The 16,036-nt window shown below is 39.6% G+C and carries 13 protein-coding genes; 1 reads left to right on the top strand and 12 read right to left on the bottom strand.

The window, feature by feature from the left end:
• Window positions 1–41: 41 nt before the first annotated feature.
• The 11 genes from BMX21_RS00540 to BMX21_RS00490 all read right to left on the bottom strand — a co-directional run bounded on the left by BMX21_RS00540 (window position 42) and on the right by BMX21_RS00490 (window position 12,872).
• Complete coding sequence (locus BMX21_RS00540; protein WP_022754654.1) at window positions 42–527, bottom strand: methylglyoxal synthase; 486 nt, start codon at window positions 525–527, stop codon at window positions 42–44.
• 176 nt (window positions 528–703) lie between these two features.
• Window positions 704–2,656, bottom strand: a complete 1,953-nt coding sequence (locus tag BMX21_RS00535) for a GGDEF domain-containing phosphodiesterase (protein ID WP_092040033.1) — start codon at window positions 2,654–2,656, stop codon at window positions 704–706.
• A 433-nt stretch (window positions 2,657–3,089) separates the two neighbouring features.
• A complete protein-coding gene (gene rhaD, locus BMX21_RS00530; RefSeq protein WP_022754652.1) occupies window positions 3,090–3,905 on the bottom strand; it encodes a rhamnulose-1-phosphate aldolase in 816 nt (271 codons plus the stop codon).
• A gap of 146 nt (window positions 3,906–4,051) precedes the next feature.
• Window positions 4,052–5,197 (bottom strand): lactaldehyde reductase, encoded by a 1,146-nt coding sequence (gene fucO / locus BMX21_RS00525; protein ID WP_092040029.1) that lies wholly within the window; start codon window positions 5,195–5,197, stop codon window positions 4,052–4,054.
• Between the two features lie 144 nt (window positions 5,198–5,341).
• Window positions 5,342–6,589, bottom strand: coding sequence for an L-rhamnose isomerase (locus BMX21_RS00520; protein WP_027204048.1), 1,248 nt, complete (start codon window positions 6,587–6,589; stop codon window positions 5,342–5,344).
• Between the two features lie 118 nt (window positions 6,590–6,707).
• Complete coding sequence (locus BMX21_RS00515) at window positions 6,708–8,273, bottom strand: rhamnulokinase (protein ID WP_092040024.1); 1,566 nt, start codon at window positions 8,271–8,273, stop codon at window positions 6,708–6,710.
• Between the two features lie 526 nt (window positions 8,274–8,799).
• The gene (locus BMX21_RS00510; protein ID WP_092040020.1) at window positions 8,800–9,396 is read right to left on the bottom strand and encodes a hydrolase; all 597 of its coding nucleotides are present in this window, start codon (window positions 9,394–9,396) and stop codon (window positions 8,800–8,802) included.
• A 4-nt stretch (window positions 9,397–9,400) separates the two neighbouring features.
• The gene (locus BMX21_RS00505; protein WP_092040015.1) at window positions 9,401–9,895 is read right to left on the bottom strand and encodes a DNA-deoxyinosine glycosylase; all 495 of its coding nucleotides are present in this window, start codon (window positions 9,893–9,895) and stop codon (window positions 9,401–9,403) included.
• A complete protein-coding gene (locus BMX21_RS00500) occupies window positions 9,892–10,338 on the bottom strand; it encodes an NUDIX domain-containing protein (RefSeq protein WP_092040011.1) in 447 nt (148 codons plus the stop codon). The genes BMX21_RS00505 and BMX21_RS00500 overlap by 4 nt, the downstream gene beginning before the upstream one ends.
• A 303-nt stretch (window positions 10,339–10,641) precedes the next feature.
• Window positions 10,642–10,953 (bottom strand): hypothetical protein, encoded by a 312-nt coding sequence (locus BMX21_RS19900; protein WP_092040008.1) that lies wholly within the window; start codon window positions 10,951–10,953, stop codon window positions 10,642–10,644.
• A gap of 14 nt (window positions 10,954–10,967) precedes the next feature.
• On the bottom strand, window positions 10,968–12,872 hold the full coding sequence (locus BMX21_RS00490; protein ID WP_092040005.1) for an AAA family ATPase: 1,905 nt from the start codon (window positions 12,870–12,872) through the stop codon (window positions 10,968–10,970).
• Between the two features lie 336 nt (window positions 12,873–13,208).
• On the opposite strand from BMX21_RS00490, the gene BMX21_RS00485 reads away from it, so the two are divergent.
• Window positions 13,209–14,084 carry an AraC family transcriptional regulator gene (locus tag BMX21_RS00485; RefSeq protein ID WP_092040001.1) on the top strand — a complete coding sequence of 292 codons (876 nt, stop codon included), beginning with the start codon at window positions 13,209–13,211 and terminating at the stop codon, window positions 14,082–14,084.
• 32 nt (window positions 14,085–14,116) lie between these two features.
• Here BMX21_RS00485 and BMX21_RS00480 read toward each other — a convergent pair whose 3' ends face one another.
• Window positions 14,117–16,036: a homocysteine S-methyltransferase family protein gene (locus BMX21_RS00480; RefSeq protein WP_092039998.1), complete on the bottom strand. Its 1,920-nt coding sequence runs from the start codon at window positions 16,034–16,036 to the stop codon at window positions 14,117–14,119.

Below are 16,036 nucleotides of genomic sequence, written 5' to 3'. Positions count from 1 at the left end.
GATCAGATTATGATTCTTCACCATAAATTCCTGATGCAACCTTATACCAGATGCCCCTCTTTGACTCTCTTCTCAACATTTCTGTCAAAATTAAGGACCCTGTGAACATACTCATCTTCCATGAATCTGCTTGTGATCATAAAATCTGCTGTTGATCTGTTGTTGGCAATCGGGATGTCGTATACCTGAGCTATACGAAGAAGTGCCTTGACATCGGGATCATGCGGCTGAGCTTCAAGCGGATCTGAGAAAAAGATGATCATGTCAATCTTACCTTCTACAACCTTGGCTCCAACCTGCTGGTCACCGCCAAGAGGACCGGAATTGTAAGCTCTGACAGGAAGTCCTGTATTTTCTGCAACAAGTCTTGCTGATGTGCCTGTTCCGCACAAAAAGTGCTTCTCAAGTCTGAACTTATTGTGTTCGCACCACTCTACAAGCTCCTTTTTCTTTTTATCATGCGCGATAAGCGCGATTGTTTTTTGTTTGGGAATTGTAAATTCAATGTACTCGTCATTAACTGACATTTTGTCTCCTCCTGAAAAAATAGTCCCCTCTAAGAAAAATCTTAAAGTGCAGATTCCTAAAACAAGATCCCCCTCATCCAAGGATCTGCAATCTTCTTAATTATAGCATAGTTGCGGCACAATCGTACTTATTAGCCAATTCTTTTTATATAGATTTCTGACCAGACTCTCATAGATCATTGTGCAGCTTCATTGTTCTGGTCTCCATAAGATTCTGCTTTGTTTTTCCTGATGAATTCCACAAACTCATCCTTCTCAATAGGCTTTGAATACAAAAATCCCTGGAACTTGTCGCATCCCATAGCTGCAAGACCATCAGCCTGTTCCTTAGTTTCTACGCCTTCTGCGATTATCTCATAATTTAGCTCTTTAAGCATCTCGATAGTGTACTTGAGTGCCACAAGCGCTCTCTCCTGACTGAACGCCTTCCAGATAAGCATCTTATCAAGCTTCACTATATTAAAAGGATACATAAGAAGATAATTCATATTGGCAAGACCAGATCCATAGTCGTCAAGCGAGAACCTGATACCGCCATGAAGCATGACATTCATAAAATCAAGGAGCTGTTCGCTTGATGAGACTGCAGCTGTTTCTGTTATCTCAAGATTGATCATTTCCGGCTTTACATGATATCTTTTCATGATAATCTGTAGTTTGTCCCTAAGATCTCTTTGGATACACTGAACAGCAGACAGATTGATCTCGACATAATCTATGCCAAGCTCTTCGAACTTGCGACTCCTTATAGTCTTACAGACTTCTTCAAAGACATACTCGCCTATTTCTATTATAAGTCCGCTCTTCTCAGCCCTTGGAATGAACTCTTCGGGGCTTATAAATCCGTAGTCTTCATCATACAAGCGCAGCAGCGCTTCGCAAGAGTGATACTCTCCTGTTGCTGCATCTCTTATAGGCTGGTAGAAAACCTTAAAGCCATAGTTATGCATAGCTTCGCGCATGATGCGGTCCATGTCCGCATTTCTTTTGACCTGCTTGAGAATAAGAGAATCGGCATAGATAACTTCCTGGGTATTGGACTTCTCCAGCTGCCTCATACAATATGTGATGGCATCCTCAAGTTCGAATGAAGTCTTGCCATGATCAGGATATCTGACCACAATAAGCTGAGGACGGAGCCTTAGCTCTATATCGCCAACCTGAAACTCTCTTCTTAAGTCGAACTTGATCTGGGATATGATAGAATTCTCATCCATTCCCTTATCATGGATAAGGACTGTGAAGCGGGTTCCTGAATTATAGAACAGGTTCTCTTTGCCAACAATATTCCTAAGCCTTGAAGCTATCATCTCAAGGATCCTGTTACCTGCTACGATGCCTGCCGTCTCATTGACTTTCCTAAAGTCCTGCAGCTTGACCGTAACTATGGTAAAAGGGTTCCTAGTCTTAACAAATCCGCTCAAAGTATCCTCGAATGCCTGTTGATTAAAGGCTCTTGTGAGGGGATCGACATAATTGTCAACATCCTGAATCGACATGTATATTACAAGAAGAGCCATGGATACAGTAAAAGAAGTTATAAGCTGATTGGGATGGAACATCTGGAATATAACGGAAAATAAATTGCCTACAGTAACAGACACCATTCCCATTATCTGTCCGAATTTGAGAGAATCTCTGTTCCTGATGGTCTCAAAGACGCAGTTTAGGAGCATAAATAAAGATACAGCGTACAAGACGATCTTAAAATCTCCCGAACAATATTCATATCCGTCAAAATAAAATATAGCTTTGGTCCAAGGATTGGATAATATAAGGAGAACATCTACCATACCGCACACAATAAGGAATATCTTGTTGAGCATAGTAAATGGTCTGGTCTTGTATATAATCCTCAGAAGATAATAGCAATACCAGAACAGTACGGTATTCATAGATAGGAAGAACACGGAATTGATAAAATAGTTAAAGAAAACAGGAACCTTGTCCGCATTAGGGATTGTATAGCCGGTAATCGCATCAGAAACAGCCGCAACAAGAGAATCCACCAGCAGGATGAGGTAAGCTGCATTGGAACTGGTGGCATAATTCTTTCTTGCGAGGAACAACACAAGAACAAATACAAATATTACAATTGCGCATATGTCAAAAGAAATGTTATATTGCATAAAGTCCTCAGCTATTTCTTTATAGTTATTGCAATCTGATACTATATCGGCATTTTAAACAAAAATAATAAGTTTTATTTCATGGGCATTTTAAACAAAAATTTTTTTAAGAAAACTACCACAAATATTCTCTATATGCTTTCTTAACCCAAAAACAAGTTCAAACAATTAAAGCTTTTTGTGTATACAATTAGTATACTCCATTACCAGTCTATTATAATCCATATAGCTTCCTAATGCACCCCTTTATAACATTTTTGGTAATATTTGACCATAAAATTGCACAATTTTATAAATATTCGATGCCTATGTAAGGTCTTTGCAATATCCACGCAAAAAGGCTGCCACAAAATGCAGCAACCTTCTTGTTCGTTAATAAAGTATAATTTTGGATTTCTGAGAAAAAACAGGAATCTATACTTTTTACCAAGTCTTAAATATCAAGATATCCCTGTCTTGGAGTAACTTTAAAGAAATCTGCAAGTTCTTTCAGTTCAGAATCCTTGATAGTATTGACCTTAGGAAGCGCTGCGCACTTCATGTATACTTCGGCAGCCTTCTCAGCTGTCTCTATAAGTCCGAAGGTCTCATCAAGATCCTTGCCGGCACCATAGATACCATGTGCTGCCCAGACAACAAGACGAGCTGTCTCCATCTTCTTTGCAGTAGCCTGCCCTATCTCATTTGTACCGCAGAGCATCCACGGAAGGACGTTAACACCGTCAGGGAATACTACAATACATTCTGTAGAGAACTCCCAGAGTGTATGAGTGAACTTCTTCTCATCAAGGTCATGAACATAAGTCATAGCCAGAAGATTGGTAGGATGGCAATGCATAACTACATGATTGTCAGGATCTACTGATAGACGTGTGATATGGCTCATAAGATGAGCAGGAAGCTCTGATGTAAATCTTCCGCCGTCATTATATCCCCACAAAAGCTCTGCTGTGTGCCCGTCCTTACCGATTCTGAATAGTCCCATGTTCTTCTCAGGATCATACTGGACATTTTTAAAATACTTGCCTGTACCTGTTACCAGAAAGTATTTTCCAATAAGGGCTGTTGCATCAAAAGGGATATCTATAGTGCGGATAACCGCATCAGTATTTACGTAGTCTTTGATCTTCTCTTCTTCAAGAAGAAGTGAGACATTGCCTCCGTTACGCTCGTCCCAGCCATGGGCATACATATTGGTAACTGTTCTGATCATCTCGATCATAAAAGGTGCTTCTAGAATATTAAACATGACAAACCTCTTTAAGTTTTTATTAGTTCTTCAAATAATACCAAGTTCTTCTTTAGAAGAATGTATTTAAACACTTATGATTAAACGTATATTTATTGACTCTTCTTTAGAAGAACAGCGTTTACCCATTCAGGATTAAACGCACATCACATGAGTTTTCTGAACATAGCAAGTACGTCAGACTTTGTAGCTTCTCTTGGGTTACCTGGGCAGCATGCATCTGCAAGTGCGTCATCTGCAAGCTGTGACAGATCTTCTTCCTTGATCTTCTCATTCTTTTCCGGAATACCTACATCCTTGGAGAGCTTACGAACAGCTGCAATAGCGGCATCACGGTACTCTTCCTGAGACATGTTGTCAACGCCCTCTACATGGAAAGCTCTTGCGATCTCTCTGTACTTCTCGCCAGTGTAATCACGGTTGTATTCCATAGAGATAGGCAGGAACATAGCACATGCTACGCCGTGTGGTGTGTCATAGTGAGCAGAAAGTGTGTGTGCCATAGAATGATCAATTCCAAGACCTACGTTAGAGAATCCCATACCTGCGATATACTGTGCAAGTGCCATCTTCTCACGACCTTCAGGGTCATTCTCAACAGCTTTTCTAAGGTTGTCAGCGATAAGCTGGATAGCCTTTAAGTGGAACATATCTGTAAGCTCCCAGGCTCCCTTGGTTGTGTAGCCTTCGATAGCATGTGTAAGAGCGTCCATGCCTGTAGCTGCTGTAAGTCCCTTGGGCATAGAGCTCATCATATCAGGATCTATAACTGCATATGCAGGGATATCATGCTCATCAACGCATACGAACTTACGCTGCTTCTGAACATCTGTGATAACGTAGTTGATAGTAACTTCTGCAGCAGTACCGGCTGTTGTAGGAACTGCGATAGTCTTTACAGCGTGGTTCTTGGTAGGTGCTACGCCTTCGAGCGAGCGAACATCTGCAAACTCAGGGTTTGTGATGATGATACCGATAGCCTTGGCAGTATCCATGGATGAACCGCCGCCTATAGCTATGATAGAGTCAGCGCCTGCCTTCTTATAAGCTTCAACACCTTCTACAACATTCTCTACTGTTGGGTTTGGTTTGATTCCGGAAAAAAGCTCATAAGCAATGCCTTCTTTTTCGAGAAGATCTGTAACCTTGGCTGTAACCCCAAACTTTACAAGATCAGGATCTGAGCATACGAAAACTTTGGTGAAGTTCTCTCTCTTTGCAATGCCCGGAATCTCTTCAATTGCGCCTTTTCCATGATAAGAAACTGTGTTAAGTACGATACGATTTGCCATAAATCTCTCCTCCTTTGTGTTTTTCAAACTTTCCATTGAATCCGGATGATCATGCCATCTGCCTGTAACACTCTAGTTCCAAATACAAACAGAAAGTTTGAATTGTTTATAGTTATGATATTTACTTTTTAATGTATTCAAACTTCATGCTCTCTTTGAAAGCACTTCTTGTTCGTAGCGCTTGATCTCGTCGTACCAGGACTTATCAGCAGGGACGTTTTCTCGTTTGCAGTATTCTGCCCAAACGTCGGACCATGGAAGTGACTTCATCTCTTCTGAAAGCATAAGACGCTTAGTATAGTCAGCATCATCCTGAGCTTTCTTTAGCTCTTCATTTGGCTGAAGAAGGGCTAAAAGAAGAGCCTTTTGCGTAGCACGAGTTCCGATAACCCAGGCTGCTACTCTATTAATAGACGCATCGAAGAAGTCAAGACCAAGAATAACCTTATCAAGAGCATCATTCCTTACAACTTCCTTCATGACTTCAATAAGCTCGTCCTGAAGGAGAACTACGTGGTCTGAATCCCAGTTAACAGGTCTTGTCACATGGAGCGGTATCTTATCAAAAAATGGAAGAAGCGCAGGAATTTTGTCGCTTACATATTCACTTGGATGATAGTGTCCCATGTCAAGAAGGTTGTATACACCGGGGTGAGTTGCTGCATAGCTCATATAGAACTCGTTAGATCCTGTTGTATAGCTCTCAACACCTATTGCGAAGAACTTGGATTCTACAGTGTCAATAACATGTGGACACTTCTCTGCAAAGATCTGATCAAGAGAGTCTTTAAGACGAAGTCTTGGTGTAAGGCGGTCAGCAGGAATATCCTTAAAGCCATCCGGAATCCATACATTGTTCAGTACCATGTCATTAAGTTCCTGACCAATTCTCTCTGCAATCCTTCTTGAAGCAATTGCATGACGTATCCAGAAATCACGAACCTCTTTCTTTGGAGATGAAAGTGACAGACCATCAACCATCATCTTGTGTGAAAAAATAGTAGGATTGAAGTCAATTCCAAGGTTATGCTCCTTGGCAAAATCAACCCATGGCTTAAAGTGCTCATATGTCTGCTCATCACGGTCCACCCATGGATGCTCATCATCATAGATTGCATAGCAGGCATGAAGATTGATCCTCTTCTTGCCGGGGATCTGGCTTATAGCTTCAAGGAAATCCGCCTTGAGCTCTTCAAATGTTCTGGCGCGTCCCGGATAATTACCTGTTGTTGCAATGCCGTCTCCAGCTCCTCCATTTGGATTATCAAATCCAACAACATCATCTCCCTGCCAGCAGTTAATGCTGATCTCTTTATTTCTGAGAAGTGAAATTGCTTTTTCTGTATCAACGCCATAACTGGCGTAAATCTCTTTTGCTTCTGCGTAACTCATTTTTCCTCCTTTAGCCTTAATTCAAGGCTTGTAGCTTCGATTTTTCTATTCGATGTTTGTTAAATATAGTTTTTATATCAAATACTTATTATCTATATAGCTATTCAACTGATATCACTTAGTCTTCAATACATTTAATATCAAAGCTCTTCTTTATTGCATCTCTTGCTTCCTGAAGATCCTTGTACTCTCCTGAGCATATAAACTGCACTATCAGGTTTCCAAGAGCTGTTCCTTCTGTTGGTCCTGCAAACACAGGAAGTCCTGTCGCCTGAGCGGTTCTTTGGTTCAGGTACATATCCTGTGATCCGCCACCAACAATGTTGATGGATGTGTATTTATTACCGGTAAGTTTTTCAAGCGTCTTAACAGTTCTTCTGTAATCATCAGAAAGAGAATTGTAGATTACTGCCATGACTTCGCCTGTTCCTGCAGGAAGGCTACCTGGAGTATCGCTTGCTTCAGATTTTTTTACATCAGGATTATCTTTTCCTGATTTGTCTATATCTGATAATTTCTTACTATCTTTTTCTCTGTCCAAGAGTTCCTTACCATAGTGATAATCTTCATTGGTACAGGCAAGCGGTCTTCCGGCATCTTCGCAGGCATTTTTTATTTCATCTATCATTGACTTAGGTGCAAGGAATCTTGCATCATCAACATCAAGCACTACGTCAACATCTTTTGCCTGCTTAGCTGCTTCAATAAGCTCTGGGAAAGAAGGCTTTGTGCCTGTAATCTCACCGATCTCACGCCTTACAGACTGGATCATCCAAAGTCCCATGATGTTCTTAAGATATCTATAAGTATTGTTATAGCCACCTTCGTTGGTGAAGTTAGCTTCCTTAGACTCGCCATTTGTTATAGATTCTTTGTTCTCAACTCCCATAAGTGACCATGTGCCTGATGACAGGAACACTGCCTTGTCATCCCTTGCAGGAACAGCAAGATATGCAGAACCTGTATCGTGGGTAGCCGGAAGTATCACATCAAGGTCAAAACCTACATAGTTCCTGACTTCCTGAGTAAATCTTCCAAGCTTTGTACCAGGCCTTGAAAGTTTACCGAATATCTTCTTTGGAAGACCGAGCTTTTCTATAAGTTCATAGTCCCAGTCGCAGGTCTTTGCATCCACAAGCGCAGTCGTAGAAGCATTGGTATATTCATTAGACTTTATACCTGTCAGCTTATAATTAAGATAATCCGGAATCATGAGAAAGCTCTCTGCCTGCTCCATGTATTCAGGATGCTCTTTTTGAAGTGCCACAAGCTGATAGATCGTATTAAATTTCTGATATTGGATTCCTGTTTTAGAATACAGATCGTCAAAAGAAAGGATGCCCTTATCTTCAAGCTCCTGCCTGATGCCATCTGTTCTTTCGTCTCTGTAAGCGACTGTATCACCAAGGATTTCCCCATCGCTGTCAAGAAGCACGAAATCAACTCCCCAGGTATCAATTCCCATGGTATCCGGCGTGAGATTCTGGTTTCTGCACTCTCTGATACCATCTATAATATTTTGATACAATAAATTTATATCCCAGCACAGATGATCGTTCTTCTCAGATACCCCATTTTCAAATCGGTAGACTTCCTGCAGCTTCATAATGCCATTATCTACTCTACCGATAATGTGTCGGCCACTGGAAGCTCCTATATCAACCGCTAAGTGATTTAGTCCCATAGCTATCTCCCATATTTTTAGTATTGTTCTAAATAGCAAATTGATATTACTCCAATAAGTCGGCGTTGATTCTTTTTGTATTATTCCAATGAATCTAATGCCGAAAAATAGTTGTATTATTCCAATTTTGCTTTATCTAGAACTATATTTATTATTTGGCCTGACCTAATACTGATTATAACGTCATATAGTGCCTGTACCATTGTTCAAAGTCCGAAAGACTTTTGCAAAAGTCCACTCTTTAACAAAAAACAAATAACCCTCAATTGAATGCACAAATTTCAATTGAGGGCTATTTGTTCTAAAATTGTATCTTCCTAATATTCAAAAAAATGTGGGAAGCTCAAAGCTTCCCACTCATTAAAGCTCATCTCTTTACGGATAATCCGAAGGTTAATGGAGACCTTTCTAACTATATATTACACTATTTAGTACCTTTTACAACTCAAATATCAAGATTGACTATTTCTGAAAATCAAATAAATTCATAAATAATAATGGCTTTCTGCTATATGGTAGTAATTTTTCACGCAACCGCAGCCATCTCTTCATTGATCAGATCCTCACTCTCAGCCATAGCTTTAAGTGTCATCTCGAGAAGTTTATCAAGTTCCCAGCCAAGTTGTGCCGCGCCACGTTCAATGACCTCTCTTGAGCAGCCTGCAGCAAATCCATTGCTCTTATACTTTTTCTTAAGAGATTTCAGCTCCATATCCTTAGTACTCTTCGAAGGTCTCATAAGAGCAGCTGCCCATACAAGTCCTGTAAGTTCATCTGCTGCAAAAAGAACCTTCTCCATCTCACGAGTTGGCTCAACATCAATAGTCACACCGCATCCCACAGTGATTCCATATCCGTGTGAACATACAGCATGAATGATATCATCACTAACTCCCCCATCTTTTAAAAGCTCTGGTGCCTTAAGGCAATGTTCCTCGGGATAAAGCTCAAAATCAATATCATGAAGAAGTCCGACAATTCCCCAGTACTCAGCTTCATCTGCATATCCAAGTTCATTGGCGTACCATTTCATAACAGCTTCCACTGTCAGCGCATGCTGGATATGAAAAGAATCCTTATTGTACTTTTTAAGAAGTTCAAATGCTTCGTTTCTAGTTATCATCTCTTTACTCCTCCTTTACTATGTCTGCCTTTATCACGCTCCATGCCTCCACCAGTTTATCCACTGACCATGCTGCGTTAGCCGGACTTGTAGACGGAAGGCATATTGCTTTTCTATTAGTCACTTTCTCTGTATACTTTTTGTAATATTTCTCTGCAGTCTTACCATTAACAAAGATTGCTTCAATAGGCGCATTATCCAGTATTACAGACAGATCATTAGCTACTACGTTCTTAATTGTTGAATCAGCAGATCCTTCAATATCGCAGGACGCGATCACATCCCACACTGCAATATGGTTTCTTAATAGAAAAGCTCTTTTCTCATCAATTGTCTGTGGCACACTCTCACCAAATACCGCCGCAGTCACCTTCCAAAACCTGTTCTGTGGATGTCCATAGAAAAACATTACCTCCCTGGACTTCACTGACGGAAAACTGCCTAGTACTAATATTCTTGAATTGTTGTCATATACCGGATTAATTGGATGTTTAATCATTTAACCACCTTCACAATCTCCCATGCCCTTAAAATATTCTCTGCCATGTGAAACTCCTTAGTCGCAAGTTCCCTATCATACGTAATATTTTCAGGAACTTCATCAAAAAGTTCAATTTTATCCATTTCGCTTTCAGGAAGTTCTCCAAGGCAGTGTGCAATCGCCAGATATACACGTCCATTGTTCTTATGAATCCCATCATCCCATAGCTGTTCATAATCCCATAATGGAATGATGTCGCAGTCTGTAATACCAGTCTCCTCGTACAATTCACGCTTTGCAGCCTGCATAGCACTCTCGCCTTCTTCTACATGTCCCCCGGGATTCTCGGAGCTCTTTCTATACTTGTGCCAACACATCACCCACTTATCCTGATACCTTGTAAATATAACCGCAAATTCTATATTTTCAAGCTGCCCCAAAATACAATTTCTTTTTTCCATAAGATGTCTTCCCCTCTAGCAAAATTGCAGTGCCAAGCACTAATCAAATAGATATCATTCAATCTACAATACTTGTTATATCAAATCAATCATATTCATAAATGTTTTTTTATTTCATGAAAATGATACATTTTTGATGCATAATATTTGTAATAATTAACGCAAAAAACTGCCACCAGGAAACTGATGGCAGTTTTTTAATACTAAAAACTCCCGGCAGTGAGTAAATCTCACAATACCGAGAGTTTTTGTTCTGAGAGAACAACTTCTAAATTTAAACAGCCCAGGCACTTCCAGATCATACTAGACTATAACTGCAACAAACTCGTATGGCTTCAGTGTCATGGAATGCGCTTTAAGATCTATATCTCTATTATAGTTTTGTATTAGTATACTTCCCTTAGAAAGTTTTTCCCCTATGGATACTTCTACCTCGTTGTTGTCGAGGTTTCCATATACATAAATTGCCTTCTCTTCAAGACTTCTCTTATAAGCAAATACGCTCTCAGGTACAAGTATATTTTCAGATGGTAATATCGACTGATATTCGTATTCTTCAGATTCTATTTTCTCTTTAAGATCTTTAAAGATATTTTCATATTTAGCTTTAGCCATCTGTCTTACTCCGATTATCTTGTTTTTATCGCAACTTCTTTTCCCGAAAATGCCATGCCAAGTTTGATGATATCACTAATTCCAGCCTGTACCATTTCAGTGTCATAGTGCTTGTCATCTATTTGTGACAGTGCTTTGCCTGCCAGATTAGATAACGCCTTTTGATCTAAATCTTTTTCCCATTTTATTTCCATAATTATTCCTGCATGCTCTTTGTCTTTAGGAAAAAGGCTGACATCATATCTGCCATCACCAGATTCACGATTAGACTTTATCTTGTACTGATTGTCCATGAGAGCTATGAGTCCAAGAACAAGTCCATGATAAAACCCTTCTGCTCCGGCATCGTAAAAACTTATTGATTTAGTCATATATTCGCCAATAGCTTTTTGAAGTCTTTTTTTATCATTGGAATAAAGGCTCTCTGCTATAACATTAGAAGTCGTATCCTTTATAATTCCTATGCTTGTATAATATGATAGTATCTCAGACTTATAGACCGCAAATATTTCGTTATTGGGAATAGCGATTTCACACATGTAGCTTCCATCTGATTGAAGCTGCTTTTTGACAGTTTTCAGATAGCCTGCAACCAGGAGTATGCTGTATATATTTGCCGGATCATCAGAAAGCGATCTATAAACAGTAGTCTGATTGACCCTTGCTACCACTCTATCACCCTGCATTAAAGCAAGTAGTCTTTCATAGACATCATCAGAAGACGTCTTCATAACATCTTCTATGATTTCGTTTCTACCCGCATTAACCCAGTACGCCTGAGGAACACACCCTTTTGATATATAATTGATAACAGACCATGGATTATAAATTTCCTGATCCCCAAAGATATACCCATCATACCACTGTTGCAGCTCACTTTCCTTGTGGGCACATCCATAGTATTCCAGCATCTGATGTACTTCAGAACTTGAAAAGCCAAAAAAGCTTTCGAAATCACTATCCAATATAGTATTGACAGAAAGATTATTTAATCCACTGAAAATACTCTCCTGAGCTATGCGTAAGATCCCTGTCAAGAAGCCATATGCAAGATATTTGTTATCCTTAAATCCTCCGGAGAAAAGATTACGCATAAAACCTATGATCTCGTCATAGAAGTTTTTGGAATACCCTTCCTGTATAGGCGTATCATACTCATCAACGATTATTACGGCATTAGTCTCATAGTGTTCAAACAGCATCCTGGAAAGATTCTCCAAAGCTGCAGATAGCTCTACTTCGTCAGCCAAGCCACTTACTATCTTGTTATAATATACCTTTTCATAATCAGCCAGTTTAGAACTGTCTGCAAGTTCACCGTGTCTGCCATATTCCGTTTGAAGGATTGCTGATATCTTCGACAAAGTAGCTTTCCAGGAATCAAATTTTACATCCTTGAAAGACAAAAAAATGACTGGATATTTCCCCTGATGTTTTGTATACGTCTCTCCACAGGCCCATATCTGCTTATCTTTAAAATAAATACTAGTATCTTCTTCTGACTTTTCAAAGAAAACTCTTAACATATCCATATTGAGAGTCTTACCAAATCTTCTAGGTCTGGTGAACAGTGAAACCAATGGCTTTTTATCCAAAAAATCCTTTATCATCAAAGTCTTATCAACGTAGTAATATTCAGATTGCGCACGGATATAGTCAGAGATACCTATTGGTAAAGGTTTTCTGGAAATATCAGTATCATCTCCGTTAAAATTATCTGCATCTGATCCTTGCGCTGAAACCTTTTTCTTATATCCGCCAGTTTTAACCCTGCTATCTGACGGTTTCCTAGCATTGTCAGGAATCTGCCAACATCTTCCTTCTTTATATGCACCAGGAATTCTCCCATTACTGCACAAATATGAAACTGTCCGTTCTGATAATCCCCATTTAATTGCGATTTCTTTGCTGGTTTTCATATAATCTCCATAATCAGAAGCTATGTTCTTGTTACACTTAACTCTATTATAAATATATTGCGGCAATATATCAAGTTTTATAGAATATATTGCCGCAATATACTATTTTTTCAGATGTATTGCCGAAATGTAGCATCTTTTTTCGGCAATATACAGGCACATCAAATATATTACCGCAATTTATTTATTAGTCACATAGTTTTCTTTTTATTTCATACATTTAATAGTTCTTTTGGTATTATCATTATGCAATAAACAACATTTTGCTCATTGTGACAACGATTATGTTACTATTAAAACGTACGTTTTTATCATTATATTTGCAGGAGAATCCTCATGTTAACTTATACAATGGATGTCGAAAAAGGAAGCATATGGCAAAGAACAACGCCCAGCCAGGCAGCTCTCTCACAGCCTTATGTCGTAACCGAAGCAGGCCTTTTCTATGGCAGGGAGAAATTCTCAACTTCAAGAGGTAACAAAGAAAGCTATCTCATCTTCTATACCATCGAAGGTTGCGGTCAGATAAGCCAAGGAGGGGATACTATCCTTCTTAAAAAAGGCGAAGCCCTTCTTCTAAACTGCAGAACACCTCAAAGCTATGGAACCTATAAAGAAGCCGGCAAGTGGCACCACTACTGGATTCATGCCGACGGTGCAGGTGTTAAGGCTATGGAGCCGTATCTTATTCCAGACGGAAAGCTTCGCAGCGTTCACATTCCAAGGTCTACAAGAGATATATTTGAAAGTATGCTGGGAAAGCTCCCTGAAGAAACCACAGAATCTGCTCTTTCAAGCGGTATGTATGTTCATAGAATACTTAACAGAATGGTCAGGAGCCTTCTTTCAGAGAACACTGAGCATGGCAATGACCATAAAAAAACAATGGAAGCCATCGCAGAATATATAAGGCTACACTATCAGGAAGAGATAAGTATGCAGGATCTGTTAAAAAAGGCTCACATGAGTAAGTCCTACTTCCTGCAGCTATTCAGACAGTATATGGGTACAACTCCCTATAACTTTCTGACCAACTACCGCATTACGCAGGCAAGAGAGCTTCTTGATCTAACAGATCTACCCGTAAGCCAGATAGCAGTTAAAGTCGGATTCAATGATGAATCCAACTTTTCCACAAGGTTTTCAAAGATTACAGGGCAAAGCCCTATGCAGTATAGAAAGAGCGCGATTGCACAGAATCAGACTTCATAATCAAAAGGATTGACACATGCCATTATTATATTTTAATCAAGAATTTTATCTAATAAGTAAACCCTATTAAAAGGTATAGAGAAATAGTATCCGTCGCTGAAGTCTTTGGTCTTAGCGATAACATCTCTAACTACAGATACACCTACCATTTCGCCTTCTTCGCGGCTCATGTCAGGTTTATATCTGGCAATCACTTCATCAGGAACATTAATACCGGACATTTCGTTCTGAATAAAGAGTGCATTCTTGTAGCTTACAAGAGGCATAAGGCCGCAGAAAAGCTTAACGTCAGAATTAACCTCTTTCATCTTGTCTTTAAAGAATGAAAGCTTCTCTATATCCTCATCAGAAAATACAGGCTGTGTGAGGAAGAAGGAAGCACCTGCTTCTATCTTCTTGATCATACGTGACAGCTCAACATGTGTGTTAGGCCTGTTATATGATAATGCTCCGCCATAAGTGATAGGATCCTTATAAAACTCTTCCCTGTTAAGCTCTGCAAGAACTTTCATAAGTCCTACAGAATCAAAGTTAAATACACTTTTGGCTTCCTGTCTCATAAGTGTCGGTACAGGATCTCCTGTAATAGCAAGTACATTTCTTATACCATTCATATAGGCTCCAAGGAGGCCGCTTCTAAGACTTATGATATTTCTGTCACGGCAGCATATATGAGGTATAGTTGCTATTCCCGTTTCAGTGGTAACTTTAAGTCCTGCCAGGATAGAATCTGCTCTTGTTCTTCCTGATGGAGAGTCAGGCAGTGTTATGGCATCAACATTATACTTGGTAAGAGCATTGGCGCTATCCATGAGCTTTTTGTCATCTGCCCCAAAGGGCGGTGCAAGCTCTACTGCTATGAGTTTCTTAGAAGTCTTGCCTACCCAGAATGAAGAGTCCTTCTCTCTTACCTTGATGCTAAGATCAGATTCACCTTTGAAGGCGTGACTCTTTTTAGTACTAAGATCCAGCTCTGCGATTTTGGATGTATAGTCAGGGCTTGTACCACAGCAGCCACCTACAATATCAGCTCCAAGAGACAGTATCTCTTCCATCTTGGAAGCAAAATACTTCTCATTACCTGAAAAGATAGGCCTTGAAAGCATACCCTGAGGGAAGCTTGCATTAGGGAATGCTGATACATACTTTATACCTGTGAAGTCTATCTCATCAAGGATATTCCTCATGGAAGCTGGTCCAATACCGCAGTTAAGTCCTGCTGCATCAACGAGCTTTTTTGCAGATAATTCTTTTATTATATTTCTAACGTGGATTCCTTCGTTAGTATATCCATGTTGATTTGAACACAGTTGAACCCATACAAAAAGATCAGGCTCGTTTTCCTTTTTTTCTTTGAGCCAGTTAAGAGATTTTAGAATATTATCAATTCCAGCAAAAGTTTCGAAAAGGAATATCTTAATTCCGCTGTTATACATAGTCTGGACCATGAAAAAATACTCTTCAGAAATCTTTTCATCATCCTGTCCTGGAATAAATGGAATCGGTCCAACATCTCCTGCTACAAAGATCTGTCTTTTACCCTGATTAGCAGCATTTGTATCATTAATGCGTGCATCAGAGTTTTCATCTGATCCAGATTTGTCGGTATATGAAATTCCTGTATTTGGTATTCCTGTATTTGAATCTTGTATATCAGAAGTATCAGAGTACAGAGAAGAAGCCATAAATGCAAGTCTGCATCCGGCTGATATATGATCGCCCAGCTTCTTCATATCAGGCCCGAGATTTAAAGTATTACAGGCAAATGTATTGGTCCTTATAAGATTGGCCCCGGCTTTGATATAATCGCTATGTATATCGATTACTTTGCTTGGGTCAGTAATATTAGCGCATTCGGGAAGAGCGCCCGTCCCGTACTTTGATGCAAAGTATGTTCCGAACGCTCCGTCTGCGAGCATTATTTTATTATTTAAATAATTCTCAAATGTCAT

The sequence above is a fragment of the Butyrivibrio sp. TB genome, assembly GCF_900110805.1.
Classification (GTDB): Bacteria; Bacillota; Clostridia; order Lachnospirales; family Lachnospiraceae; genus Butyrivibrio; species Butyrivibrio fibrisolvens_C.
This window is presented reverse-complemented; position numbering and strand designations above follow the sequence as displayed.